Raw genomic sequence first — 25,699 nt, 5'->3', positions numbered from 1 at the left:
CGAATTATGCATTTAAAAATCGGTCATTTATACATGTTCCGCAATGTCTATTTTCGGATGGTGAGGCGATCCGCGGTTTTGGCGGCAAATGAGACATGAAAGAGAGAGACATGTTGGATCAGCAAAACAATCAGAGCTTTCCGGTTCTGAACCAGGCCTATAACACGGTGTTTCAACCGGGCCGCCTGACGGTTGGGTTGGTGGTGCCGATTGAAAACAATGCCCATCAGGCCGTTCCCAAAATGCACGATCATATCGAACGCGTCCAACTTGCCGAGCGGCTTGGCTTTGCATCGGTTTGGTTGCGCGACGTGCCATTTAACGTGCCGTCCTTTGGCGATGCCGGACAGCTTTTTGACCCGTTTGTCTATCTCGGGGCTTTGGCCATGGCGACACAGGACATCGCCCTTGGCGTTGCCAGCATTGTGCTGCCGTTGCGCCACCCGGCCCATGTGGCCAAGGCGGCGGCCTCGGTCGATGTCTTGTCGGACGGGCGGTTGTTGCTTGGTGTCGCCTCTGGCGATCGTCCCGAAGAATTTCCGGCGATGGGGCAAGGGTTTGATGATCGCAGCGCGCGCTTTCGCGAGGCCATGGCCTATATCGGCGCAATGGCCGAGGACAATCCAGAATTTGAAAACATGCAGGGGCGGTTGCCCGGACATTTGGACATGCTACCCAAACCGAGCGGGCCGCGCCTGCCGATGCTGATCACGGGAGGGAGCCAACAATCGCCCGATTGGGTGGCGCAACACGGCGATGGTTGGATGACCTATCCGCGTGACCCGGTGACCCAAGGCCGAGTTATATCCGACTATCGCGCCCGTGTCGCGCGGGCTGGTGCGGGGCAAAAACCAGTGATGCAATCGCTCTATGTGGATGTGCTAGACGACCCAAATGCGCCACCGCGTCCCATTCATCTGGGGTTTCAATCCGGCACCGCGTATTTGAACCGTTACCTGCGCGACATCCAAGCGCTTGGCGTTAACCATGTTGCGCTGAACCTGCGCTTCAATCAGTCAAAGGTCGCAACGGCGCTAAACCAGATTTCCCAAGAAATTCTACCTGACTTTGCCCAATAAGGACGACCGACAATGAAAACCATTCTTATCACAGGGGCCACCGATGGGATCGGCCTGTTGACGGCGCAAAAACTGGCGGCGGCGGGGCATCATATTCTGTTGCATGGGCGCAGTCAGGCCAAGTTGGAAGCCGCCGTTCAAGCGGTCGGCGGCACAACCGAAAGCTACATTGCTGACCTGTCGGTTCTAAGTGAAGTTGACGCCATGGCCGACGCAATCATCGCCAAACATAAGCGTTTGGATGTGGTGATCAACAATGCCGGCGTTTACAAGATTGCGCATCCTATCACCGCCGAAGGGCACGATAGCCGGTTTGTTGTCAACACCTTGGCACCGTATCATTTGACCCGGCGGTTGTTGCCTTTGCTCGGATCAGAAGGGCGCGTTGTCAATTTGTCCTCGGCAGCGCAGGCACGGGTGGCTGTCGACGCCGTGGCGGGGCAGACCCGGCTGGATGATTTTGCCGCCTATGCGCAAAGCAAACTGGCGATCACCATTTGGACCCAAGAGATGGCGCGCCAACATCCCGGTGGCCCGGTGTTTGTCGCAGTCAATCCCGGATCGCTTTTGGCGTCGAAAATGGTCAAAGAAGGGTTTGGTGTTGCCGGGAATGATTTGAACATCGGAGCGGATATTTTGATCAGGGCGGCCGTGTCTGCGGATTTCGCCAATGCTTCGGGGGCTTATTTTGACAATGATGGGGCTGGGTTTAGTGCGCCGCATGCGGCGGCGGCGGATGTCGCACAGGTTAAGGCCGTCATGGAAGAGATTGAAAAGCAGATCGATTTCCTCCTTTAGCTGAGAATTTTTCCAACGTCTCTTTGATGTGCACGACAAAAGACCCAGCCGACATTCGGTTGGGTCTTTTGCTTGGGGGATGGCTTTGCGAATGACGTTCATTGTTTGCAAAAACGGAATACTGAAGTCCCAAAGTGCTTATTTATTCGTGAAATCAGGGTGCGTAGATGGTCGCTAACACCAAGGTTTAGGAGACCAAAAATGAAAGCGATGACCCTCAGCCAATATGGCAGTGATGCAAAATTTGAGCTGGCAGACCTTGCCAAACCGACGGCCAAGGCGGGGCATGTTGTTGTCCGTGTGGCGGCCACCAGCGTTAACACTGTTGACACCATGATCCGCGCCATGGGCAAAGACCTGCCACTGTCACCCGATCTACCGGCGGTGTTGGGCATGGACTTTGCCGGGACGATTGAGGCGGTTGGCGAGGGTGTGACCACCTTCTCCGTTGGCGATGAGGTCTACGGTTGCGCAGGCGGCTTGGCCGATTTGCAAGGGGCCTTGGCCGAGTTCATGCAGGCCGATGCCCGCCTGATTGCCTATAAGCCCAAAACCCTGTCCATGCGCGAAGCAGCGGCGCTGCCATTGGTTGGCATCACAGCCTACGAAGGGTTGCAGCGCGCTGGTATCGCTGCTGGGCAAAGGGTCTTGGTACAGGGTGGGGCCGGTGGCGTTGGCCACCTTGCCGTGCAGTTGGCTAGGTATTTCGGGGCCGAAGTCTATGCCACCGGAACAGGACCCAAACAGATGGCGGTGATCGAAAAACTTGGCGGCACGCCGATCGAATTTAAAACCGAAACCGTTGCGGATTACGTTGCCAAATACACCGGTGGGGCCGGGTTTGACGTGGTATTTGACTCGGTCGGTGGGGCCAATATGACCAACTCCTTCGAAGCCGCCGCACTAAACGGTCATGTGGCGTCTACCGTCGCTCTGGTTGATCTAGACCTATCAGGGGCGCATTTTAAGGGCTTGTCTTTGCACGTAATCTTTATGTTGATCCCGATGCTCTATACCCACAATCGCGCCGTACATGGTGAGATTTTGACCAAGCTGGCCGAGATCGTGGAGGCCGGAGCGGTGGCACCGCTTTTGGATGCGCAAGAGTTTGGATTGGAACAGGTTGGCAAGGCCTATGATCGTCTATCCAGCGGGCGGGCCATTGGCAAAGTTGTCGTATCGGTCTGACAATAGCGGTGCGCCTGTGATCACGCATAGGCGCACCGCAAGGGGCAGTTTGTAACAGGGGCGCAACTGGGCAAATCCACCGCGCAGCCTTGTGGAAATGACGACGCAGTACAGGGCCGTCTGGGAAGCATCATCTTGAGCAACGGCGTTGGCAAATGCTGGCTCATAGGCGGGCCGCGAAGACGTTCAATAGTTACCGTTGTTGCCCCAATCTTGTGAACAAAACGGCCAAGGAGGCCATCGCAATGCCATGTTGGCCATTGGTTTGTTCTTGGCTTGGACGTTGGCAATCCTTTTTGGCAGTGCGCGAAGCGGCTGTTTTGGCGGCGCTGATATGTTTTGGTTCTATCAGATGGCAAAGAAAGTAGACCAAACAACCTTGGCGTTTCGCGGTCACCCGCGCAAATCCCTAAGGGTCTAGCCCCCAAGTCTAGCGTTTCTCTGAGGATCCGAGGGATTTTTGCATTAGGGCAAGGAGCTGTTCACGCTCGGCGGCGGTGAGCCCTGGCAAGATGTCGCTTTGAAAGGCGGTTATCGTCGGCACAACACGGTCCAAAAGCTCAGAGCCTTTTGAGGTCAATAGAACCTCTCGAGCGCGACGATCCCGCTTGCTGACCTCGCGCGCGACGTATCCCTTGGCCTCGAGCCGATCAATGACGCCGCCAATTGTCGCTCGATCATAGGCAATATGAGCAGCGATGCCGGCTTGGTCTATGCGCGGGCAGGCGGCGATGGCATCCATTGCCGCAAACTGAACCGGGGTTAGGTCCAAACCGAGCGCTTTCATTTGCTGCGCAAAAACGTGAGTCGAGAGCTGATGCAAGCGCCGGATCACATGCCCAGCCATCTGATCGACTTGTGTCATTTGCGGGCCTTCCTGAATTGTTCGCGGTAACTATTAGGAATATCACTACCTTTTCAAATATGGTTTGTACACTTATTTGTTCTTGACGTGATATAGTATGTATAGTTACTAATTGCGACGCAAACCACGACGTACGGGGAGGATGTCATGCAGTTTTATTTGGATGGATTTCGGGGGGGCGACCCTGATATCAAGACTGCGGCCCCAGGGCGGCGCGATCACAGCACACATGCGCCATTGCCGGACACGGTAGATGTGCTGATCGCAGGTACCGGCCCAGCGGGTCTGTGTTTGGCGGCGCAATTGGCCCAGTTTCCACAGATTGAGACGATGATTGTCGAAAGCAGTCCGGCCAATATCAAAAAGGGCAAAGCGGATGGAATAAACACCCGCACCATGGAGATGTTTCAGGCGTTTGGATTTGCCGAGACGGTGAAACGAGAAAGCTACTGGGTCAATCAAACGGCATTTTGGATGCCAGATCCAAACGCCCCGTCAAAGATAAAACGGGTCGGGCGGGTGCAGGATGTGCCTGATAATAGTTCGGAAATGCCGCATACCTTGATCAACCAAGCACGGGTGCATGAGTTATTTCTTGATGTGATGAAGAACGCCCCGGCGCGATTGTACCCAGATTACAATTGGTCTGTGCAAGATGTGCGGGTTGACCCATCGGCCAAAAGCCATCCGGTGACTGTGACCCTCAAGGATACCGGGGTGAATTGGGGCGAAACGCGCGATATTCGGGCCAATTATGTTGTTGGATGCGATGGTGCGCGGTCAAACGTCCGCCAGGCCATTGGTGGCGAGTTGCACGGAGATGCCGCCCATCAGGCCTGGGGGGTGATGGACATTCTTGCCACGACCGATTTTCCGGACATTCGGCAAAAATGCCTGATCTCGTCGCAAAGCGAGGGCAACATCCTGATACTGCCTCGGGAAGGGGGGTATTTGTTCCGGATGTATGTCGAACTGGACAAGCTGGACAAGAATGAACGGGTGTCCAACCGGGACTTTTCCCAAGCCGATCTGATTGCCGCAGCCAACCGGATCATGCAGCCCTATTCTATTGATGTCAAAGAAGTGGTCTGGTGGTCGATCTATGAAATCGGACACCGTATGACAGACCGGTTTGATGACGTTCCTCCGGGCGAACACGAGACACGGCAACCGCGAGTGTTTACGGCGGGGGATGCCTGTCACACCCATAGTCCCAAGGCGGGGCAGGGGATGAATGTGTCGATGCAGGATACGTTCAATCTAGGTTGGAAACTGGCCCATGTTCTGACGGGCTTGGCCGATCCCGCCTTGTTGCATAGCTATTCCGCCGAACGCTGGACCGAAGCCAAGCGTCTGGTCGAGACCGATCACAAATGGGCGCGGATCATGTCGGCCCCGACAACTGTGGCGGAACAGTCCGGGGATGAAATTCCACGAATCCAAAAGCATTTTGTTCAGAATCTTGAATTTACCGGTGGGTTGGCTGTTAAATATGATCGCTCCGCTTTGATTGGTGACACGCGCCATCAGCAATTGGCAACAGGGTTTGAGGTTGGGCGCAGATTCCACTCCGCCCCGGTTGTTCGCGTGGCTGATGCAAAACCGGTGCAGCTTGGGCATATGGCACAGGCGGATGGGCGTTGGAGGCTCTATGTCTTTGCCAGCGAGACAGATAAGGGAGAGCCAATGGCGGGGGTTTCCAACCTTGCGGATTGGATCGAAAATAACGCGGACTCTCCGGTCGTGAAATATACGCCCGCAGGCCACGACCTCGACGCATTTTTGGATGTTCGGGTGGTTTTTCAGCAGACATTCGAACTCATTGCTCATGAAGACCTGCCGCCCTTGTTGCGACCGTCCAAAGGCCGGTTCGGCCTGTGTGACTATGAAAAGGTCTTTGGCGTGGATCACAAAGAGGCCGGGGATATATTCGAGATGCGGGGGATTGATCGCCAGATGGGATGCATGGTTTTGGTGCGCCCCGATCAATATGTGTCGCTGGTCCTGCCACTTGGTGGGGGGGACGAACTCGCTCAGTTTTTTGATCGAATCTATGGGGCAGCGTGACAAGAGGTCAGATCATGGATCGCGCGTCTAAGGTGTCACGCCAGCAAGACCTAGGATACAGCCTTCTTTTTGCATCCTGGGGGAAATTGGCTGGCGTGACGTGTCGTGCATTGAAACGGCCTGTCCCGCTAGTCAAGGGCGCAGGGAGGTACGCCCCAAAACGGACCTATCTATATGGTCCCGCGATAAGGTTCACGTTCAATGTCGACAGGGTCATGTGGCCATGGTGGCTTTTTCAAAATCCGCAAGGGTCTCTAGCGAAAGAGCCGACATCGTCATGAGCGGCCCCACCCCTTTGGGGTCGTCGCAGGTTCGGGTTTCCGAAATGTAGTATTCGGCACTGCCGTCTCGCATGCGATTTTCATAGGGGCCAAGTCCTGCGACGTGGCACATCTGGAACATTTCGAGGTCTCCATTCGGCTTTTGCCGCAAGGATTGTTTCAAAACGTCAGAGACGATCGACGTCGCATCACCTGACCACAGACCTTGGTTTTGGGCTTTGCGCAGGGCATAGGCGAACATCGCTGAGGCCGATGTTTCACCCCAGTTGGATGTTAGGTCAGGCCGATCAATAACCTGTAACCACAGGCCGGACGGGTGTCGAAGGTTGGCAACTTTTTCCAATAAATCCGTTGTTTGCGGTTTGAGCGGGGCAAATCGCTCCTCTCCGACGAGATCGGCAATATCAACCAGGGACATCGCCAACCATCCAATAGAGCGCGCCCAATGCGCCTGTGGGTGGCCCGTTGTTGGATTGGCCCAGGGTTGTTTGCGCGCCTCATCAAAGGCATGGGCATAAAGGCCCGTTTCAGGGGCATATGTATGCTTTAACGCTTGGGCTACTTGCGTCAAGGAATCCGACACCAGTGCCTCGTTTCCATTGCGCAACCCATAGGTGATTTGGAACAATGGGCCCATATAAAGACCGTCCAGCCAAACCTGCCAAGGATAGCGGAGCTTGTGCCAATACACCCCGGTTGAGGTTTTGGGATGGGTTGCCAATTGGTCAATGAGCAGATCCGCATAGCCCATCCATCTGTCATCGCCCGTCACCTCGTGAAGGTACATCAAAGCGTTGCCGGGCATGATGTTGTCGATGTTGTAATCGCTGGGATTGTAGCCCGCCAAAGACGGGCCGTTGAGCAATTGCGGTCCAATCAGCCGCTTTAAATGATCAAGCCAGCGGGGGTCGTTGGTCGCGCGGTGAAGGGCTTCTAATCCACGATAGACAAGTCCATCTTCGTAGCACCATGCACCGCCCTTGTAGGGCTGGTGGTTTTTCGCATAGCGATCAAAATAATCCATCAACATAATGAGATATCCTTTTGCGAGTTGGCCACCTCGATGTCTCCGTCAACCGACGCAAATTCAGACCAAATGCCTGCATGACGCATCTGCGGGACATTGAGCGCCATCAGCGGGCTGTCTAGAGGGGCATTCGGGTCAAAAGACACAGACACATCGCGGATTGTGACACCGGAAATTGGGGCTTCGGGCAAACCCAACACTGCGGCAAAGCCGGTGGTCACGCCGCGTGCTGTGATCCGGGTCAACGAAACGTCAGAGATGGCAGGTGTTGTTTCTGAAACTGGGGCGGGGTGGCGTGATTGGACCCAGTCGGATTCCCCATCCGGGTCACAGAAATAGAAAGCGTTCATGGCCAATGGGGTCGGGACGTCGATCATATCCACATCCGACATGGAAATGCCTGACACTTCTCCACCGCGACCGCGCCTTGTCTTGATGCGCAGCCCACGGTCCGTAGACACAAAGCTGCAATGCGAAATGTTAACGTCGAAAATCCCGCCCGACATTTCCGAGCCAAGCACAACCGCACCATGACCGCGCTCCATAAGGCAATGCTGAATGCGAATGTCTTTGGTCGGGGCCAAATGGGAATTGTTCTTTGGCGCGCGTTTGCCGGCTTTGATCGCGATGCAATCGTCACCGACCGAAAAATGCAACGCGGTGAGGGAAACCCTTTGACAGCTTTCCGGGTTAAGCCCATCGGTGTTTGGGCTGTTTGGCGGATTTTGAATGGCCAGATTTGAAACATGGAGATCGTGGCTGCAATAGGGGTGAACCGTCCAGGATGGAGAGTCACACACCGTGACGCCCGTCATTGATACATTGTTGCTATGGGCCAAATGAATCGTCCGAGGTCGGCGCGCACCGTTGCGGGTTTCTTTGGGCCATTGCCACCAATCGCCGCGACTTCCGCCGCCGTCGATCGTACCGCCCCCTGTCAAGATCAGGTTGTGACAGTCAATGGCCGTGATCAAAGCCGCGTAGCTGGCTTCTGGCAAACCTTCCCAAGTACCCAACACCCGGCCTTGGTCGTCATGCTCTGGTAGAATGGGCCACTGGCTGCGGTCTTTTATTGCGGCCAAGGTACTGCCGCGTTCCAATAGCAAGGTCATGTCTGGGCGCAAGAGCAAAGGCCCGCTGTGATAACGCCCCGGCGCCAGGCGCAAAGTCCCACCAGTGGGGGTGGCCGCAATTGCGTTATGCAGGGCCTGGGTATTGTCGGGGACATCGGGCGACACGCCGAAATCCTGGGCATTAATGAGACCGTTGCAACCTAACGTGCTAAACCGTACGCGCCCGAGATCACATTGGAATTCATAGGTTGAATCCGGTGAAAGCTTGTCCAGAAAAATGCCAACGCAGGTCGCGTTGCCTTCTGTAACAATAGAGCCGTCCGCATCCGTCAAACGCCAGTTTAAGGGTGTTTGCAAAGCATATTTTGCGCCTTGAGGCACGGCAATAAGAGAGGCTGTCCTAGCCGAAACGGCAAGAACTTGAGGCGCTAGCATAGTTGTATCCTGTAGTCGAAAGGGGAAGCCAACCCAAAGCTGGCTTCCCAAGTTTTGCGTTCTGAGTTAGCCCGAGATGTCTTCCAGAGCTTCTTGGATGGCGTAAATCATATCATCGGCTGCTGTAGCCGCGTCGATTTCGCCATAGGCAAAGAGTTCAAGGTTATCCTGCATGGCGCTCCGAACATCGGGGAACTCCATCATGGGGTGAATGGCCGGTCCCTCGCCATTGATCACCTTGGCCTGCGCATCAATCTGCACTTGCTTGATTGCATCGGCCCCCAAAAGCTGTTCGCGAGCAGCCTTAGACGCAGGAATACCGCGTGCGGTCCCCATTGCGGCCACGCCTTCGCTTTCGTTCAACATGCAATTCACGATCTGTGCGGCGGCTTCTTTGTTTGGCGAGTTGGCCGAGATAGAGAAGACCATTGATGCCTTGCGATAGATCCCTGGAGTGACTTGGCCGTCTTGGCTTAGCAACCCGTGGTACACAACTTCCTGTTCGTCATTCAGGGGCTTGGTGATTTTGAAGTAAGTCGAATCCCACTGGTAGGTTCCGGCAATATGGCCATCTGCCCAAAGCGGGTTTTCATGCAGTTTCACATTGCCCGCGGCGGCAACGTCTTTCCACGCCGGAATGACGTGGTTGTCGACCAGAGTTTGATAAAACTGAATGGCGTCGGTGAGCTCTTCTTTTGTCCAACCCAGTTCATGCGTTTCTGGATTGATCAACGCTTTGCCGGTTTTTTGGGTGCCGTAGATCGTCATGATCAACGCCGCGTCAAGCTTGGCGCCTTCGAATGGGAAATAGTCATCCCCCAATTTTTCTTTGAAAATCGGACCTGCAGCGAGCAATTCTTCCCACGTGTTTGGAACGTCCAAACCGGCCTTTGCGTAGGTGGTTTTGTTGAACACAAACAGGCGGCCCGTGGTCGAAATCGGCAGCCCGTTGAGCTTGCCGTTCATGGAACCTGCATCAATTTGGGCATCGTCCCAGCTCGACAAATCAATGATGTCGCTCAGGTCCCTGAGGTCCGCCAAACCAGAGCCATCGGTGGAATAGATCGACAACCACGGCCAGTTGACCTGCATGATGTCCGCTTCGGTGCCCCCGGCGATCTGGGTTGTCAGTTTCTCATAGTGACCAGACCAGCCGGTGAATTCTGGCTTGATGGTGTGGCCGTGTTTGTCACCACAAATCTTTAGCGCTTCTTGCGTCGCTGCGTGACGGCTGTCACCGCCCCACCAGCTCATACGCAGTTCCGCAGCTTGGGCTGCGCCCGTGAGGGCCGTTGTGGCCATTACAAGGCCCAATATTTTGGATTTCATAGTCTTTCTCCTCCCTTAAGTAGTGATATTAGTCTGACGCAATCGAAATGTTCTCTCCGCTGTCTGCATCAAACAAGTGGATGTGTGAGCCAATTGGGCAAAGCCCAACCTGATCACCGCGCTTCAAATTCCTATCGAAACGTTCGGATGGTATGACCGCGACGAAATCTGCGTCGCCAATTCTGGCGTGCAAATTCACCTCGTGGCCCATGAATTCGAGATTGGTAATTTCGGCTGTAAAGGCGTCGGCGGTACCGGGCGCGACGACCTGCAATTGTTGCGGGCGAATGCCCATCGTTACGTGGCCTTCAATACCTTGAATGCGCGGGGCCAACCCATCGGTGATTGTGATGCTCTGGCCGTTCAAGGTTAGAACCGGGTCTTGGCCCGCAATCAGATTGGCCGAGACAAGGTTCATCTCAGGCATGCCAATAAACCCAGCCACAAAGGCATTCGCCGGTCTTTCATAGAGCGTTTCCGGGTCCGCCACCTGCATGATGTGACCGTCTTTCATCACGCAAATCCGATCCCCCATGGTCATGGCTTCGACCTGATCGTGGGTCACATATACCACGGTCGCAGGGCGACCTTCGGCGCGCAATCGTTTGTGCAAATCGGTGATCCTGACCCGCATGCTGGCGCGCAATTTCGCGTCAAGGTTTGACAAGGGTTCGTCAAACAAAAAGACTTCTGGCTGTTTGATCAACGCACGCCCCAAGGCAACACGTTGTGCTTGACCACCCGAAAGCTGTTTTGGCAGACGGTCCAGCAACTCTTCGATTTGCAAAACGCCCGATACCTCGGCTGTGGCGCTTTCGATCTTGTCCTTGGGCTCACGTTTCAATGCCAATCCAAAGGACAGGTTCCGCCGCACTTTCATATGCGGGTAAAGCGCGTAGTTTTGGAAAACCATGGCAATACCACGTTTGCCGGGCACCAGATCGTTGACAATTTTGTCGCCGATATGGATTTCACCGCCGGTGATGGTTTCCAGACCCGCAATCATCCGCAAGGTTGTCGATTTGGCACAGCCCGACGGGCCAACCAGAACCATGAACTCGCCTTCGGCAACCTCTAGGTCAATGCCATGCACGGCTTTGAATCCGTTGCCATATGTCTTTTCAACAGATTTCAGATGCAACTCGGCCATCAGCCTTTTACCCCCCCGGTAGAGATCCCGTCGATGAAGTATTTTTGGGCAAGGAAGAACACGGTCAGTGACGGGATCAAGGTCAGAACTGACATCGCGAGGATTTGGTTCCAGGCAAAGGCTTCTGTGGTGTCGATGCTCAGTTTGAGCGCAAGGGACACCGGGTATTTATCAACCGAGCTGATGTAAATCAGCGGGCCGAGAAAGTCGTTCATGGTCCACATGAATTGAAACAAACAGACAGAGATAATAGCGGGAGCCAGCAAGGGGACTACGATATAAATCAATGTTTGCAGTGTGTTGGCCCCGTCAACACGGGCGGCCTCTTCCATGTCACGCGGGATGGCGCGTAGGAATTGGATGACCATAAAGACGAAGAAAGCATCGCCAGCCAGCGCCGAAGGCACCCAAAGTGGCAAAAAGCTATCGAGCCAGCCGATGTCGCGAAACAACAGGTACTGCGGGATGCGCGTCACAACATTGGGCAACAGCAACGTGGCAATCACCGTGGCAAAGAGGAACTTTTTGCCAGGAAATTCGAAACGGGCAAACCCATAGGCGACCAGCGTGCACGAGATGGCGGTACCAATCACCTTGGGAATGATGATCCAAAGCGAATTGAGGAAGAAGTGCCCGAAGGTATAGGGTGTCGAGGTTTTCCATCCATCAATATAGCCCTGCAAGGTCGGTTCTTTTGGCCAGAACGAGGGTGACGAAAACATTTCGGCATTGGTTTTAAACGACGCACCAATCATCCAGATCAGCGGGTAAACCATGATCAGCCCGATAAGTGCTAGGACCGAATAGCGGACCGTTCTGCTTACTTTGGCACGGCGTTGCAGTTTGAGTTGCAAGGCTTCGGCGGCGTTTTGCGGGGTTTGAGACAAGTCAGTCATGATTCAATTCCTCTTGTCGCCAGCGTAGTAGACCCATTTTTTCGATGACCAGAAGGCGATGAGGGTCAGGACCATGATGATTGTGAAGAGCACCCAGGAGATGGCTGAGGCATACCCCATGTCAAAGCTCTTGAACGCCTTGTCGTAGATATAAAGAGGCAACAGATACGTTGATTTTAGCGGGCCGCCTTCGGTGATGATGTAGGGGCCGTTGAATTCCTGAAAGGCTTGGACCGTCTGCATGATCAAGTTGAAGAAAATCACCGGTGTGATCAGTGGCAAGGTGATATAGCGAAAGGTGTGCCAGGGACCTGCACCGTCGATGGACGCGGCTTCGTAAAGCGATTTATCGACCGATTGCAGAGCTGCAAGAAAGATCACCATGGCCGAGCCAAATTGCCAGATACGCAGCAATGTGATGGTGAAAAGGGCGTTGCCGGGTTCACCGAACCAATTGATGGGTTCGAAGCCAAGCAGCGAGATGAACATATTCATCAAGCCGGTATCGGCGAATATATAGCGCCAAAGCACAGCAATCGCGATAGATCCGCCAAGGATCGACGGGACGTAATAGGCTGTGCGAAAGAAGTTGATGCCGCGCAGTCGATAGTTCAGCACCACCGCAATGAACAACGCAAAGGTTAATTTCAACGGCACTGTCGTAAAGACATAGATCAGCGTCACCGACAAGGATTTGTCAAAGGTGCGATCGCGGGTGAACAGCTTTTCGTAGTTCTTGGTCCCGACCCATTCCGGGCTGGACAGAAGGTCGTAGTCGGTGAACGACAGGTAGAATGATGCGACAAACGGGAAGGCGATGAACAACACCAACCCAATGACATAGGGGGCGACGTACCAGAGCCCCAGATATTTGCTATCTCCCCCCATCAGGCGGCTCCTACTAAGGGGGTTGGCAGCCAGTCAGCTGTTGCACCCAGCATTTGGTCAAACATGTTTTCGGCGTCCTCGGGTTTCAAATGGGCGACCAAGGGGTCGGTTTTGAACAGGTCGAGCAACCTGTTTCGATCTGCGTCAAGTGTTGCGTTTAGCAGGCTCGTTTGTCGGTCTGCATGATCCGAAACAATTGACAAAAGTGACTCTGGCAAACGGCCCGCAAAGATGGGTTTAACACCGAGACCAGAAAACAGTGCGTTGGTTTCAACAATTGCCCCATTTGGTATCCCGGCCAACTGCCCTTGGTTGGGCAGGTTGACGTTGCTGACATAATGTTCGCCTCGCATGAGCGCGGTGATTTGATCAATCAGTGCTTCGTCGGAACGTTTGGCGGCTGGTTCAACTTTACCGCTGCGGAGGTTGTTTGCGTTGTCCAGTTTGCCAGCGCGATCACGAATTCGATAATCTACCGGGGTGAGAGCAAACCCCCACTTCTCAGGATCAGCGAGATACTCTTTCACCGCAAAGAACTCTGCGAGATGCCTGTCTCCCGCGGCAGCGGGAATGCCAAACCGGCGAAGAAGGTCAAAGGCTACGAGGTTTTTAGACCCGAAATACTGTTTGTGTTCAGCGTCTTTTCCTGGCTCGGATTGGTCCCATCCGGTGCTGGCGTGTTCGGCAACAAAGGCGCGGTAGGGCACCATCATGTTCCGTCCACCCAGCGTGATCCGATCCACAAAGGTGAAATGGTTTATGCCAAGCACGGACACGTCAACGTTGCGGTGGTCATAGATGACTTGACCGACTTCGCGGTTGGCAATCCAAGCCACCTGGCGCCGAATTTTCGTCACCTCATGACATTCTCCCCACGCGCGAATTTCGGGGAATTCAGCAAAGAGCGCCCCGGTCAGAACGCTCATGGGATTGGTTAGGTTGCAGACATAGGCCTTGGGTGCATGGTCACGAATGGCCGCAGCGATCTCGGTCATCATCGGAATGGCACGCAGAGCGCGAACAAACCCGCCCGGTCCAACCGTATCCCCAACAGATTGAGGAATGCCAAATTTTGCCGGAATGCCAATGTCTTGGGCCATGTCGGAAAAATGGCCGGGTAAAATGGAAATGACAACGATATCCGCACCCGTCAATGCGGCGGCAAGTGTTTCACATGCGCGGTATTTTGCCGGGCTCCCGCGTGATACGGACGCAAAGCGCTGACCTATGTCAGCATTGCGCCGGGCGGCGTCGGGATCGACATCATAAAGCCGAACCTCTGCCGCAAGCTGGGTGTCATAGGCAAGGTCCGCCATTAGGCCCATGGCCCAATTGAGCGACCCACCTCCGACAAAGGCAATCTTGACCGGCGTATGTTGATCGGTATTGTACATCATTCAACGGCATCACCCGGATCTCCCATCCGAACGTTGCCTCTCCCCCCTGAATTTTTTCGCGATACGCACCCATTTTATTGGGGTTGTAGGCGAGTAAGACAAAACTAGTCTGCTAGACATATTCTTGAAATACCGATATTCAGACAAAATGATGGATGAAAACGAACATTCCCCGCTAAGCCATATTCCAGTAAGCTCTCTCAAGCTAAAACTAGTGCGTCCGACGATTAGGATGCGCCATGACCGCAAGTGGCAAATTGATAAATTAAATTCGACACATGACCTTGTTATTTGCTTGAGCGGCGGCGGGCGATATTTTCTGGGGGACGCATCCGAGCCGGTTTCGATAAGCGCAGGGGATGCCATGTTAATCCCGGCGTTGACTCGGTTTCGGGGCTCCCATTTTGGAGATGAGCGCTTGTTCATTGGGATTGCCCAGCACTTTACCCTGCAAATGTTTGAAAGTGATGACTTGCTATCGAAAATGCGTCTTCGGCCAACTCTTCGCATGTCGTCATGGCCGGTTTTGGCCCCCTTGGTGCAACATTTCCGCGACTCGGCCCCGCATGGGCGCATTACCCTAGCACAACACCATCAGTTCATGGTGTTTCTCTTGGCCTTTCTGGAAGAGGCCTTTCTGGGATGGAAGTCAGAGGAAGAGACGCCGGGAAGCCAAGATCAGCTGTCGGTTCAAATCATGCGCGTTGCAGCGCGATTGTCCGCGGATCTCATGGGGGGCGATGCCTTTGATGTGCTAAGCGAAGTCCCATATAACCCGGACTATTTTCGGCGCGCTTTCAAAGACAGGATGGGCCTAACACCGCATAAATTTCGCGAGCTGAAACGTATGGAATTTGCTGCCAGCCGGTTGGGACATGGGCTTTCGGTCAAGGCCGTCGCGGCCGAAGTTGGCTTTGCAGATCCCTATTTCTTTAGCCGGATGTTCAAACGCTATCTTGGGGCAAGCCCATCATGTTACAAACCGGGAGGGGATCGAGGTGGGGATCGTGGTGATCCGATTTAACGCCATTCGGTGTCCGGCCCGAAGATTTGCTCAACAGGCCGGACCCGGTTTTCATTGTGCCACTAAGGACTGAACGGTTTTTTGAGACCCGTCCCGTGCCAAGGTCTCATAGGCAGAAACCAGCGCAGACTTGAAGTCAGCGTTTTCTGCGAGGTCTGGATCAAAGACCTCTGATACCGAGAGCAGAGCCGTGACTTTGCCAAGCGCATCATCCGCTTGATCGGACGCGGTTTTGAGCCGGTCAGCCAAGGGATCACGTACATCAATAGCGGCCCCTTTTTCATCCACAGCCCCAACGTAGCGCATCCATGCCGCGACAGCGAGACAAAGCCCGGCGGGAACATGACCCTTCGCCAGATTGTCGCGAATGGTTCCCAAAAGCCGCTGTGGCAATTTCTGACTGCCATCCATCGCGATCTGCCAGGTCCGATGCCGGATTGATGTGTCGCGGTAACGCTCCAAAAGGGTCGCGCAATAGGATGCGAGGTTTCCCCCTTCGGGTTTGGGGACTGTTGGCGCGATTTCGTCACGCCACATGGTGTTACAGAGCTTGGCAAAGATCGGGTCGGCCACGGTCTCCGCGATGGTTTCGTAGCCAGCTAGATACCCAAGATAGGCAAGCGTCGAGTGGGTGCCGTTCAAACAGCGTAGCTTCATCAATTCATGGGCATCAACATTGGTGACAAACTGCACACCTGCGGTGTCCCAGCTGGGGCGACCAGCCACAAAATCGTCTTCAATCACCCATTGACGAAAGGCTTCGTGGACCACGCAAGCCGGATCATGATACCCGGTTCGCTGTTCCAAATCAGTGATGTCCTGATCTGTTGTTGCCGGGGTGATCCGGTCAACCATCGTGGCGGGGAAGGGGACGTTTTCAGCGATCCATTCGGCCAAGCCCGGTTCAACCGCGCGCGCAAACCCCAAGACAACGCCGCGTGCCAATGTCCCATTTGATGGCAGGTTGTCACAACTCAGAACCGTAAACGGCATGTGCCCGGCGGTTCGACGCGCAGCCAAGGCCGCAACAATAAGGCCGGGGGCAGATTTTGGCGTGTCTAGGTGGCTGAGATCATGGATGATGTCGGGATGATCCAGATTGATGTCGCCTGTGGCTGGATGGTGACAATATCCCTTTTCGGTGATGGTCATCGACACGATGCGGACCGCCGGGTCGGCCATCGCGTCGACAATCGCCTTTGGGTTTTCCGGAGCGACCAATACATCCGTAACCGACCCGATGACCCGGTCAGTGATATTGCCATTTGCCAATGTGACCGACGTAAAACACCCGCCTTGTGGCTGCATTTGATCCCGCGCCGTTGGGCTGCGAAGGCTGATTGCGGTGATGCCCCAATCGCCGCCTTGGGCTTCGATCGCTTCCTGAGTGTACACCGCGTTAAAGGCGCGGAAAAAGGCCCCAGGGCCAAGATGCACAATCCCCGTAAGCGGGGCGCTGTCTTGTCGGGTCAAACGAGAGGTGGTCACATTGGTATCCTGTATTTGCTACGTTACAGAGGTATCCGGGTGTTGGCCCGGCGGTTTGCGAACCCTAGCGCAAGTCTTGCATGGCAATCATGTCCATGTCGGTAAAATCGACATTGTCGCCTGCCATGGCCCAACAAAAGGTGTAAGCACCGGTGCCCGCGCCGCTATGAATGGACCAAGGGGGCGAAATCACCGCTTCTTCGTTGGCCATGACGATGTGGCGGGTTTCATCGGGCTGCCCCATGAAATGGAAGACCCGCTGGTCATCAGACAGATCGAAATAGAGATAGGCTTCCATCCGTCGGTCATGCGTATGAGCCGGCATCGTATTCCAGACAGAGCCGGGTGCGAACTGAGTATACCCCATAAGGAGTTGGCAACTATCGCAAACCTCGGGGTGTAGAAGTTGAATGATCACGCGTTCATTGGCGGTTTCTGGCGACCCAAGTTCGACCCGTTTGGCGTCTTGGAGACGGATCAAGGTTGTCGGGCAGGCACGGTGGGCAGGGGCCGACAGCACATAGAAACGCCCGGTTTGAAATGTTATCGGTCCGGCCCCTTTGCCGATATAAAGCACCTCACCTTTGGCAAGCGTATAAGTTGTGTCGCCAACGGTGACGTCGCCGGTTTCGGCAAGGTTCAAGATGCCCATTTCGCGGCGATCAAGAAAGGACGGCGTCCCTGTTTCGGGAACATTATCAAGGGTCAGTGGCCCGCTATCGGGCACAACTGAGCCAAGGATTAGCCGGTCATAATGCGAATAGACCAGTTTGATTTCACCGGGTTGAAACAACCCGCCGACATGAAAATGGTCGCGCAAACCTTGGGTGTCCAGGGTTTTGCCCGTGGCGGGATCAATGGCATAGCGGGTTTCGGCGGATGTCTCGGCGGATGTCATGGGATCGCTCCTTTAAAGAAAATCGTCTCGGCGCGGGGTGAAGGTGTCAATCAACTCCCCAGATTCTAGGCAAACACAGCCATGGGTCACACCCGAGGGAATGACAAAACTGTCACCGGGGCCGACCTTGAACGTGTCATCGCCAACGGTGAATTCGAACTGACCTGTACGAACAAAGGTGGATTGGACGTGTGGATGGCTGTGCAGCGCACCTTGAGCGGATTTTTCAAATCCAAAGGACACAACCATAAGGTCGGGTTCCTGAGATAGAACTTGGCGCGTTACACCCGCATCGGGGTGAACCACAGGATAGGTTTTCAACATTGGAGACCTCATCGGAATAGGGCTGGGAGCCACAGCGATACACTGGGTACATATGTGACCAGCATGAGCACGGCGATGGCAGCAAGATAGAACGGCCAGATTGACCGGATGACCTCGGAAATACGGACTTTGCCGACAGCGCAGCCGACGAATAGGACCGCGCCAACAGGCGGAGTGCACAGTCCGATGCCGAGGTTGAGGATCAAGATGATGCCGAATTGGACCGGATCAATGCCATAGGCGGTGGCAACCGGAAGAAAGATTGGCGTGGTGATCACGATCAAGGGCGACATGTCCATAAACGTCCCAAGCAATAGCAAGATGACATTGAGCATCAGCAGGATCACAATCGGATTTTGGCTTAGGCCCTTCATCCATTGCACCAGATCGCTTGGGACCTTGAGATAGGCCAGCAACCAACCAAAGGCCGCCGCCGAGCCGATCACCAGCAAGACCATGGATGAGGTTCGTACCGCGGCCATCGTGGCTGCGACAAACTCATCCCAGGGCAGGGACCTATAGACGAAGATCGTCACAACGATCGCGTAAATCACTGCAATACAAGAGCTTTCGGAGGCAGTGAAAATACCGGAGCGAACACCGCCAAAGATAATGGCCACCAAGATCAAACCCGGTGTTGCACTGAGCAACAAGCCGACAACCGCCCGAGCACCGGGAAAGGGTTCGGTTGGGTAGCCACGTCTTTTTGCTACCCACCAGGCCGCAATCATCAACGACAAGGCCAGCATAAGCCCCGGAATAATCCCAGCGGTGAACAGATCTGCGATTGAGATTTTACCCCCCGCGGAGATCGAGTAAATGATCAGGTTGTGCGAGGGTGGCAGCATCAGCGCAATGATTGATGAGGTCACGGTGACATTGACCGCGTAGTCGCGCCCATAACCGCGTTTTTCCATCTGCGGGATCATCAAACCACCAATCGCCGAGGCATCTGCCGCCGCCGAGCCGGAAATCCCACCAAAGAGAACCGAAGCGGTGATGTTCACCTGTCCCAAGCCGCCGCGCATATGGCCAACAGCGGCCCCGGCCAGCGCGACAAGTCGGCGTGCAATGTCTCCGCGTACCATCAATTCGCCGGCGAAAATAAAGAACGGGATTGCGAGCAGCGCAAAAACAGAAATGCCAGAGTTGAGCCGTTGGAAGACCACCACAGGCGGAAGACCAATGAAGGCAATGGTCGCAAAACTAGCAACGCCCAGGCAGAATGCGACCGGCGTACCAATCAGCAAAAGCACCGAAAAGGTGCCAAACAGAACCCATAGTTCCATGATTATTCCTCGATTGGATCGTCGCCGAAACGGGCGGTGGGGAGGCCAACAAAACGGCGCAGCAGGCGTTCAAGTGAGAGTAAAATCATCAAGGTTCCACCGGTGATCAGTGAAAAGAAGGACGCCGCGCCCGTGATGCCCAGATTGGGGATGGTCGTGGACCAAGAATTGGCCGCCAATTGCCAGCCATAAAGAATCATACCACCGGCAAACGCGATGACCACGAGGTCAGATATCGAGTGAAACACCCGCTGTGCCCGCTTGGGAAGCACATAAAGCAGAACGTCAAAGCTGAGGTGATTGCCTTCTCGTACACCCACGGCGGCGCCCAGAAAGATGAACCAGCCCATCAGAAGGATTGATGTGGTTTCTGTCCAGGTCGGCGTGTCGTTTAATACAAACCGCCCCCAAACCTGCCAACCGATCAACGCGGTCATGGCAACAAGCCCGGCCGCCGCCATCCACAAGATGACACGCGACATCGCAGCCAAAAGCCGCGAGAGCGAAAGTATGGTGTCTTGCATGAGATTTCCTGAAGGTATCGGCAGGCCGCAACGCGGCGGCCTGCCTTTGGTGTCAAATGGTTACTCGACAGCGCGAATGTCTTCGACAAGCGCTTTGAGTTTGTCCGAAGTGACGTGCTTTTCATAGACGGGCACCATGGCGTCCATGAAGGGCTGCTTGTCGATATCGTCGATGATCACAACACCGGCGGCGCGAACTTTTTCCTCGGATGCCGCTTCGCGGGCGGCCCAAAGCTCACGCATTACAGGGACAGAGTCCTTGGCGGCTTGACGTACAAGCGCCTGATCATCTGCGGAAAGTTTGCCCCAAGACGCCTGACTCATCACCAGGATTTCAGGAACGATCAAGTGTTGATCCAGCGTATAGTGGCCCGCGACTTCAAAGTGACCCGAGCTTTCAAATGATGGCCAATTGTTTTCGGCACCATCAATGACCCCCGTTTGGATCGAAGAATAAACTTCGCCATAGGGCAGGGGCGTTGCGTTGCCGCCAAGCGCGTCAACCATGTCAACAAACACATCTGACTGCATCACACGGAACTTAAGGCCCTTGATATCGTCAATGGATGTGATCGGCTTTTGGCTGTTGTAGAAGCTACGCGATCCGCCATCGAAATAAGCAAGGCCAACCAGATTGTGGTTTTCAAACTCGGCCAGAATGCTATCCCCAACTGCTCCGTCAACGACCTTGTGCATGTGGTCGGTACCGCGGAAGATATAGGGGAGCGAGAAAACCTTGGTTTCTTCGATGATGTTGTTGAACGGGCCAAGCGAAACACGGTTGAGGTCAATCACGCCAAGCTGGGTCTGTTCGATGGTGTCCTTTTCCTCGCCAAGCTGAGCGGAATGGAAAACTTCGACGCAAAGACGGCCGCCGGAGCGTTCTTCAAGAAGCGTGCCCATATGCTTGACCGCTTCGACTGTTGGATAGCCATCGGGGTGGGTGTCGGATGAGCGCAGTGTCGTTTCACAGGCCTGCGCGGCGGTGGTCACAGCGGCACTGGCGAGCAGCGCGGCAACGGTTGTATTGAAAAGTTTCATTTTTTCCTCCCTGGAATTTTTCGGTGATCAAAGGCGATACGCTTCTTTCACCAGTCGGTATGTCAGGTCATGTGCGACCTCATACGCTTCGGTTTCACGCATCCGGCCCGTTCGGACCAAATGCGCGAGATAGGCACAGTCCGACCGCCGTGCCACATCGTGGCGGGCCGGGATCGAACAAAAGGCGCGGGTGTCGTCATTAAAGCCGACGGTGTTATAGAACCCACAGGTTTCGGTGGTGTTTTCGCGGAAGCGTTTGATGCCTTCGTAGCTATCAAAGAACCACCACGGCGGGCCGAGTTTCAGCGCCGGATAGGCCCCGGCCAAAGGCGCGAGTTCGCGGCCATAGCTGGTTTCATCCAAGGTAAACAGGATGATTGTTAGGGCCGGGTCCATGCCAACGGCGTCCAGCATGGGTTTGAGCGCGGTGACGTAATCGGTGCGACCGGGGATATCAAAGCCTTTGTCGCGACCATAGGTTGCAAAGACCGTCGCGCTGTGATTGCGGCGTGACCCGGGATGGATCTGTAAGACCAAGCCGTCTTCTTGGCTCATCCGGGCCATTTCAGTGAGCATCTGGCCGCGGAAGGCGTCGGCTTGCTCTGCTGTGAAGTCACCCGAAAGGATCGTTTGGTAGAGCTGCGCGGCTTGGTCCTGGGGCAAGTCTTCGGTGCGAGCGCTTGGATGACCGTGGTCGCTTGCAGTTGCGCCAAAGGATTTGAAGTAAGCGCGCCGCTTTTTGTGGGCGGCCAAATACCCGGTCCATGTTGCGGTGTCTTCGTTGGTTAGCGTGCCAAGAGCCTGGATATTGTCGGCAAACCCTTCAAAGTCAGGATCAACAACCGCGTCCGGCCGATAGGTTGTGATTACGCGCCCTGACCATGTGCTGTCCTGTATTTGGCGATGCCACGACAGATCATCCAGCGCGCCTTCGGTTGTGGCCAACGCTTCGATGTTGAACCGTTCAAACAGCGCCCGTGGACGGTAGCCATCTTCGGATAGCTTGGCTTCGATATGGTCATAATGGTGGTTGGCCGTCTCGGAACTTAACGGCTCATCGAGCCCAAAGACGTGCTCAAAGGAATGTTCCAACCAAATGGCGGATGGGGTTCCGCGGAACAGATGAAACCGGTCTGCAAAACGTTGCCAGATCTGGCGTGGGTTGGTTTCGGATGCGGTTCCATCAACAGAAGGAACCCCCAAGTCTTTCATCGAAACGCCGCTACTGACGAGCATCCGAAAGACATAGTGATCGGGAATAACGAAGAGTTCGGCAGGGTTGGGAAAACGATCATTTTTGGCGAACCAGCTGGGATCGCAGTGCCCATGCGGGCTGATGATTGGCAGGGATTTGACGTCCTCATAGAGGGTGCGCGCCAAACCTCTTTCAGTTTCTTCAGAAGAAAAGAGTCGATCGGGGTGGGTAAAGGGCATCGGAGAATCCATCTAGAGTCGTTTAGAACTAGTATGCAAGTTTGGAAGTTGTGTCAAAAGCTAATCTGCGATAGCACTAGATGACAAATATTGACGACCGGACGTAAAATGCCTCAGCCAGAAATTACTCGCCTTGCTGCCCCTGCTCCCCAAACTGCTTCAGATCAGATATTTCAGGTCTTGTATGACGCTGTAATTTCGTTGGAATTGCCGCCTGGTCTCAAGATTTCAGAAACCGAAATAGCCAAGCAAATGGGCGTGTCACGCCAACCCGTGCGCGACGCATTTTATCGGTTGTCCAAACTAGGGTTTTTGTTGGTCCGACCTCAACGCGCTGCGCAAATCACCAAAATTTCGGAACAATCCGTTCTGGATGCCGTTTTTTTGCGAATTGCAATCGAGGTTGAGTGTTTGCGTGCTGCCTTGGTTAAAATCACAGATCAAGACATTGAAATCCTGCGATCAAACTTGGCCCAACAACAAATAGCGCTGAATGATTCCGATCCGGCAGTGTTCCACAAGCTTGATGAAGCCCTGCATGAAAAGCTGTGTGAAATTTCGGGGCATCCACATGCATGGGTCCTAATTCAAGAGCAAAAGGCTCATATGGATCGGATTCGATTTATGACCCTGTCGGAAACACGCCGAAAATCAGTTTTGCTCGAACATTCTGCTCTTATTGAGGCGATTGAGCAGCGGGATGCCGTGTTGGCAGAAAGCAATCTGCGCAAGCATTTGTCGCAAATCCATGAAGATCTTGCGCGTATTCAACAACGTTTCCCAGATTATTTCTTAACATGACCTGTGACAGTTGCTTGGATCAGTCACCAACAAGCAATTCTGTACAAAGTAAAAAACATGATCAAAGATGTGAGTCTGTAATCGGAGGCAGCAATGTTTTCATCAATTGGCTCACTCCTTGTCTACACAGCTTGTGTTGGGTTGTTGGGATATTCCGTTGGGCGATGGAAGCAAAAGCGCAAACAAGCCAAAAGTATCCGTGCTGGACCTGAGTTTGATACGCCCCAAAAAACGTCATCTCAGGAGTCGCGAGAAGAGGGAACAGGGGAAGCGACCCAGAGATTGAAGTTGATACTGGACAATCTGCCGGGCGCCGTCATTCAGAGAGAGTTTGTTGATGGTGTCTATTTTCGTCTGACGCATGTCAGCCCGAATGCCGAGAAAATTTGGGGTTACCCGGCGGCTGACATTCTCGCCAATCCAAAATTGCTGGCGGACGCGCATGATCCCCAAAGCTTTCCGCTTTTCATGGCTCGTCAAGAGGAGGCCGTCAGGACCGGAACCTCTCTGATCTATCGGTATCAAATTACGACCCGAACCGGCGACATACGCTGGGTTGAATATAGGGGAAGCACACCGCGTAAAAGGGATGACCGTACAACAGTTGTTGAGGCGATTGTGATTGATATCACTGCGGAAATCGAAGCCCAAAAGCAAATTGATGGTATTCTGGCGAACCTGCCCGGTGTGGTGTTCCAAACTGAAATTGTCGGAGACGGGCTGCCGGTCATATCGTTTATCAGCCCGAAATGTAGTGATATCTGGGGGTACACACCAGATGAGATTATGTCCGATCCCAATCTCCTTGCGCGGGCCCATGACCCTAAAGATATTGCAACCTTTTTGGCTGCGATCGACAAGGGGGTGGCAACCGGGGACCCCATTCGACATCGCTATAAAATAACCGCCAAAGACGGGCAACAGCGATGGTTAGACTTTTCGGGTCAAGTCACCCTTGGTACAGATCGGCATCAAATCAGATCGATTGTGCTGGATGTGACACAGGAAGTTCAGGCCAAAGAGCAGGCGGATTATCAACGCGAGGTGGCCTTTCGGGCTCAAAAGAATGAAAGTATTGGCCAGCTCACGGGCGGTATGGCGCATGATTTTAACAATTTGCTTGCCGTGATCCTTGGTAACCTTGAATTGCTCAAGGATCACGATGACCCCGCAAGCCAGATCACACAAATAGATGAGGCGATTGACGCGACGCTGCGTGGTGCGGAGCTAACGCAGAGCCTTTTGTCTTTTGCCAGACGGGCGACTTTGACGCCAAAGGTATTGAATATAAATGATATCGTACGTGAGTCCAAAAACTGGATAGGCCGGACGCTTCCCGACAGTACGATTGTTGAGACGTCTCTTTTGGCCGGATTATGGGATGTTAAGGTTGACCCAAACTCCCTTGAAAGCGCCATCCTCAATATTCTTTTGAACGGACGAGACGCCATTGGTGGCAAGGGAAAGCTGACGCTAGAGACGGCCAATGTTCGAATAGAACAACCCTACATTGATGCGCGAAACGAAGAGTTGGTCCCCGGGCGCTATGTTATGCTTGCGATCAGCGACACCGGAACCGGCATTCCAAAAGATGTTCTAACCTCCATTTTCGATCCGTTTTTCACGACCAAGGAGCAGGGGTCAGGAACGGGGTTGGGTCTCTCTATGGTGTTGGGGTTCATGCGTCAGTCGGAAGGAACTGTTCAAGTGTACACCGAACAGGGGCAGGGAACGACTTTCAAACTCTATTTTCCGGCTGTCACCGACCAAGCTGCCGCTGTCCCGTCTCCAAAGCTGGAGATCGACCCCTCGCAAAATGAACTCAAAAAAGTCCTGTTGGCAGAAGATGAACCCAAAGTTAGGTCAATGCTTGTGTCGGTTCTGGAAAAGGCAGGATACGGTGTCACCGAGGCCGCGTCGGGTGATGAAGCCTTTGCCCTTTACTCACAATCCTCAGGATTTGACGTATTGGTTACGGACATTGTGATGCCTGGCGATTTGCAAGGTACAGGTCTAAGCCGCGCCCTGCGTGACATAACACCTGATTTGCCGGTGGTCTTCATGTCTGGTTACGCAAGCGAGGCGACGGTGCATGGCAACGGGCTACGTCCCGAAGACATTCGCCTCACCAAGCCGGTTCAAAGATCTGATTTTTTGCTGGCTTTGTCAAAGGCCCTGAGCCCAGCGAACAACGATTAATTGCGGCAAGTTTTAAGGGCTATCTGTGTCGTTTTTGGCGGCTATCCCAACTCAAAACCAACACCGCAAGGGTGTATCATTTTTTAGATGCTTGAAATTGTTAACATAAAAAGTATTGCAAAATAATGGTTATGAGTAATAATTAATTTCAGGAGGGGAGCTGATGGGAGCGTTAGCTTTTCGGTCATAAGGGAGGAAATTATG

22 protein-coding genes are annotated in these 25,699 nt (G+C 54.0%); 7 read left to right on the top strand and 15 right to left on the bottom strand.

Going from position 1 to position 25,699, the window contains the following annotated elements; genetic code table 11:
* Positions 1–110 precede the first annotated feature (110 nt).
* From AC5EFR_RS05000 to AC5EFR_RS04990, 3 genes are all read left to right on the top strand, one after another.
* The gene (locus AC5EFR_RS05000; RefSeq protein ID WP_493574858.1) at positions 111–1,079 is read left to right on the top strand and encodes an LLM class oxidoreductase; all 969 of its coding nucleotides are present in this window, start codon (positions 111–113) and stop codon (positions 1,077–1,079) included.
* 12 nt (positions 1,080–1,091) lie between these two features.
* Positions 1,092–1,877 (top strand): SDR family NAD(P)-dependent oxidoreductase, encoded by a 786-nt coding sequence (locus AC5EFR_RS04995; protein ID WP_493574857.1) that lies wholly within the window; start codon positions 1,092–1,094, stop codon positions 1,875–1,877.
* A 201-nt stretch (positions 1,878–2,078) separates the two neighbouring features.
* On the top strand, positions 2,079–3,065 hold the full coding sequence (locus tag AC5EFR_RS04990; RefSeq protein ID WP_493574856.1) for a zinc-dependent alcohol dehydrogenase family protein: 987 nt from the start codon (positions 2,079–2,081) through the stop codon (positions 3,063–3,065).
* Positions 3,066–3,495: 430 nt separating this feature from the next.
* Here AC5EFR_RS04990 and AC5EFR_RS04985 read toward each other — a convergent pair whose 3' ends face one another.
* Positions 3,496–3,930, bottom strand: a complete 435-nt coding sequence (locus tag AC5EFR_RS04985) for a MarR family winged helix-turn-helix transcriptional regulator (RefSeq protein ID WP_493574855.1) — start codon at positions 3,928–3,930, stop codon at positions 3,496–3,498.
* A 147-nt stretch (positions 3,931–4,077) separates the two neighbouring features.
* Between AC5EFR_RS04985 and AC5EFR_RS04980 the strand changes: the two genes are divergently transcribed.
* Positions 4,078–5,997: an FAD-dependent monooxygenase gene (locus tag AC5EFR_RS04980; protein WP_493574854.1), complete on the top strand. Its 1,920-nt coding sequence runs from the start codon at positions 4,078–4,080 to the stop codon at positions 5,995–5,997.
* 213 nt (positions 5,998–6,210) lie between these two features.
* On the opposite strand, the gene AC5EFR_RS04975 is transcribed toward AC5EFR_RS04980, so the two are convergent.
* From AC5EFR_RS04975 to AC5EFR_RS04945, 7 genes are all read right to left on the bottom strand, one after another.
* Positions 6,211–7,308: a glycoside hydrolase family 88/105 protein gene (locus AC5EFR_RS04975; RefSeq protein WP_493574853.1), complete on the bottom strand. Its 1,098-nt coding sequence runs from the start codon at positions 7,306–7,308 to the stop codon at positions 6,211–6,213.
* A complete protein-coding gene (gene pglA, locus AC5EFR_RS04970) occupies positions 7,302–8,813 on the bottom strand; it encodes a polygalacturonase PglA (RefSeq protein WP_493574852.1) in 1,512 nt (503 codons plus the stop codon). The genes AC5EFR_RS04975 and pglA overlap by 7 nt, the downstream gene beginning before the upstream one ends.
* A gap of 66 nt (positions 8,814–8,879) precedes the next feature.
* Complete coding sequence (locus tag AC5EFR_RS04965) at positions 8,880–10,142, bottom strand: ABC transporter substrate-binding protein (protein WP_493574851.1); 1,263 nt, start codon at positions 10,140–10,142, stop codon at positions 8,880–8,882.
* A gap of 28 nt (positions 10,143–10,170) precedes the next feature.
* Positions 10,171–11,292: an ABC transporter ATP-binding protein gene (locus AC5EFR_RS04960; RefSeq protein ID WP_493574850.1), complete on the bottom strand. Its 1,122-nt coding sequence runs from the start codon at positions 11,290–11,292 to the stop codon at positions 10,171–10,173.
* On the bottom strand, positions 11,292–12,188 hold the full coding sequence (locus AC5EFR_RS04955) for a carbohydrate ABC transporter permease (RefSeq protein ID WP_493574849.1): 897 nt from the start codon (positions 12,186–12,188) through the stop codon (positions 11,292–11,294). Before AC5EFR_RS04955 ends, AC5EFR_RS04960 begins: the two co-directional genes overlap by 1 nt.
* Before the next feature lie 3 nt (positions 12,189–12,191).
* The gene (locus AC5EFR_RS04950) at positions 12,192–13,076 is read right to left on the bottom strand and encodes a carbohydrate ABC transporter permease (protein ID WP_493574848.1); all 885 of its coding nucleotides are present in this window, start codon (positions 13,074–13,076) and stop codon (positions 12,192–12,194) included.
* Positions 13,076–14,473, bottom strand: coding sequence for a family 4 glycosyl hydrolase (locus tag AC5EFR_RS04945; RefSeq protein ID WP_493574847.1), 1,398 nt, complete (start codon positions 14,471–14,473; stop codon positions 13,076–13,078). Before AC5EFR_RS04945 ends, AC5EFR_RS04950 begins: the two co-directional genes overlap by 1 nt.
* Before the next feature lie 148 nt (positions 14,474–14,621).
* Between AC5EFR_RS04945 and AC5EFR_RS04940 the strand changes: the two genes are divergently transcribed.
* Positions 14,622–15,497: a helix-turn-helix domain-containing protein gene (locus AC5EFR_RS04940; RefSeq protein ID WP_493574846.1), complete on the top strand. Its 876-nt coding sequence runs from the start codon at positions 14,622–14,624 to the stop codon at positions 15,495–15,497.
* Positions 15,498–15,548: 51 nt separating this feature from the next.
* On the opposite strand, the gene AC5EFR_RS04935 is transcribed toward AC5EFR_RS04940, so the two are convergent.
* The 7 genes from AC5EFR_RS04935 to uxaC form a co-directional block, all read right to left on the bottom strand.
* A complete protein-coding gene (locus AC5EFR_RS04935) occupies positions 15,549–16,985 on the bottom strand; it encodes a mannitol dehydrogenase family protein (protein WP_493574845.1) in 1,437 nt (478 codons plus the stop codon).
* A 64-nt stretch (positions 16,986–17,049) separates the two neighbouring features.
* On the bottom strand, positions 17,050–17,883 hold the full coding sequence (gene kduI, locus AC5EFR_RS04930) for a 5-dehydro-4-deoxy-D-glucuronate isomerase (RefSeq protein ID WP_493574844.1): 834 nt from the start codon (positions 17,881–17,883) through the stop codon (positions 17,050–17,052).
* 12 nt (positions 17,884–17,895) lie between these two features.
* Positions 17,896–18,207: a cupin domain-containing protein gene (locus tag AC5EFR_RS04925; protein ID WP_493574843.1), complete on the bottom strand. Its 312-nt coding sequence runs from the start codon at positions 18,205–18,207 to the stop codon at positions 17,896–17,898.
* 8 nt (positions 18,208–18,215) lie between these two features.
* Positions 18,216–19,496 carry a TRAP transporter large permease gene (locus AC5EFR_RS04920; RefSeq protein ID WP_493574842.1) on the bottom strand — a complete coding sequence of 427 codons (1,281 nt, stop codon included), beginning with the start codon at positions 19,494–19,496 and terminating at the stop codon, positions 18,216–18,218.
* Positions 19,497–19,498: 2 nt separating this feature from the next.
* Positions 19,499–20,020 carry a TRAP transporter small permease gene (locus tag AC5EFR_RS04915; RefSeq protein ID WP_493574841.1) on the bottom strand — a complete coding sequence of 174 codons (522 nt, stop codon included), beginning with the start codon at positions 20,018–20,020 and terminating at the stop codon, positions 19,499–19,501.
* A 60-nt stretch (positions 20,021–20,080) separates the two neighbouring features.
* A complete protein-coding gene (locus tag AC5EFR_RS04910) occupies positions 20,081–21,061 on the bottom strand; it encodes a TRAP transporter substrate-binding protein (protein ID WP_493574840.1) in 981 nt (326 codons plus the stop codon).
* Between the two features lie 27 nt (positions 21,062–21,088).
* A complete protein-coding gene (gene uxaC / locus AC5EFR_RS04905; protein WP_493574929.1) occupies positions 21,089–22,495 on the bottom strand; it encodes a glucuronate isomerase in 1,407 nt (468 codons plus the stop codon).
* Positions 22,496–22,603: 108 nt separating this feature from the next.
* Between uxaC and AC5EFR_RS04900 the strand changes: the two genes are divergently transcribed.
* Complete coding sequence (locus tag AC5EFR_RS04900) at positions 22,604–23,296, top strand: GntR family transcriptional regulator (RefSeq protein WP_493574839.1); 693 nt, start codon at positions 22,604–22,606, stop codon at positions 23,294–23,296.
* A 282-nt stretch (positions 23,297–23,578) separates the two neighbouring features.
* Positions 23,579–25,495, top strand: a complete 1,917-nt coding sequence (locus tag AC5EFR_RS04895) for a hybrid sensor histidine kinase/response regulator (RefSeq protein ID WP_493574838.1) — start codon at positions 23,579–23,581, stop codon at positions 25,493–25,495.
* The last annotated feature ends 204 nt before the right edge of the window (positions 25,496–25,699 follow it).

The sequence above is a fragment of the Pelagimonas sp. genome, from assembly GCF_058892305.1.
This window is presented reverse-complemented; position numbering and strand designations above follow the sequence as displayed.

Coding starts and splice junctions, on each gene's coding strand:
- AC5EFR_RS05000 (WP_493574858.1), top strand. CDS start 111: ATGTTGGATCAGCAAAACAATCAGAGCTTTCCGGTTCTGAACCAGGCC.
- AC5EFR_RS04995 (WP_493574857.1), top strand. CDS start 1,092: ATGAAAACCATTCTTATCACAGGGGCCACCGATGGGATCGGCCTGTTG.
- AC5EFR_RS04990 (WP_493574856.1), top strand. CDS start 2,079: ATGAAAGCGATGACCCTCAGCCAATATGGCAGTGATGCAAAATTTGAG.
- AC5EFR_RS04985 (WP_493574855.1), bottom strand. CDS start 3,930: ATGACACAAGTCGATCAGATGGCTGGGCATGTGATCCGGCGCTTGCAT.
- AC5EFR_RS04980 (WP_493574854.1), top strand. CDS start 4,078: ATGCAGTTTTATTTGGATGGATTTCGGGGGGGCGACCCTGATATCAAG.
- AC5EFR_RS04975 (WP_493574853.1), bottom strand. CDS start 7,308: ATGTTGATGGATTATTTTGATCGCTATGCGAAAAACCACCAGCCCTAC.
- pglA (WP_493574852.1), bottom strand. CDS start 8,813: ATGCTAGCGCCTCAAGTTCTTGCCGTTTCGGCTAGGACAGCCTCTCTT.
- AC5EFR_RS04965 (WP_493574851.1), bottom strand. CDS start 10,142: ATGAAATCCAAAATATTGGGCCTTGTAATGGCCACAACGGCCCTCACG.
- AC5EFR_RS04960 (WP_493574850.1), bottom strand. CDS start 11,292: ATGGCCGAGTTGCATCTGAAATCTGTTGAAAAGACATATGGCAACGGA.
- AC5EFR_RS04955 (WP_493574849.1), bottom strand. CDS start 12,188: ATGACTGACTTGTCTCAAACCCCGCAAAACGCCGCCGAAGCCTTGCAA.
- AC5EFR_RS04950 (WP_493574848.1), bottom strand. CDS start 13,076: ATGGGGGGAGATAGCAAATATCTGGGGCTCTGGTACGTCGCCCCCTAT.
- AC5EFR_RS04945 (WP_493574847.1), bottom strand. CDS start 14,473: ATGATGTACAATACCGATCAACATACGCCGGTCAAGATTGCCTTTGTC.
- AC5EFR_RS04940 (WP_493574846.1), top strand. CDS start 14,622: ATGATGGATGAAAACGAACATTCCCCGCTAAGCCATATTCCAGTAAGC.
- kduI (WP_493574844.1), bottom strand. CDS start 17,883: ATGACATCCGCCGAGACATCCGCCGAAACCCGCTATGCCATTGATCCC.
- AC5EFR_RS04925 (WP_493574843.1), bottom strand. CDS start 18,207: ATGTTGAAAACCTATCCTGTGGTTCACCCCGATGCGGGTGTAACGCGC.
- AC5EFR_RS04920 (WP_493574842.1), bottom strand. CDS start 19,496: ATGGAACTATGGGTTCTGTTTGGCACCTTTTCGGTGCTTTTGCTGATT.
- AC5EFR_RS04915 (WP_493574841.1), bottom strand. CDS start 20,020: ATGCAAGACACCATACTTTCGCTCTCGCGGCTTTTGGCTGCGATGTCG.
- AC5EFR_RS04910 (WP_493574840.1), bottom strand. CDS start 21,061: ATGAAACTTTTCAATACAACCGTTGCCGCGCTGCTCGCCAGTGCCGCT.
- uxaC (WP_493574929.1), bottom strand. CDS start 22,495: ATGCCCTTTACCCACCCCGATCGACTCTTTTCTTCTGAAGAAACTGAA.
- AC5EFR_RS04900 (WP_493574839.1), top strand. CDS start 22,604: ATGCCTCAGCCAGAAATTACTCGCCTTGCTGCCCCTGCTCCCCAAACT.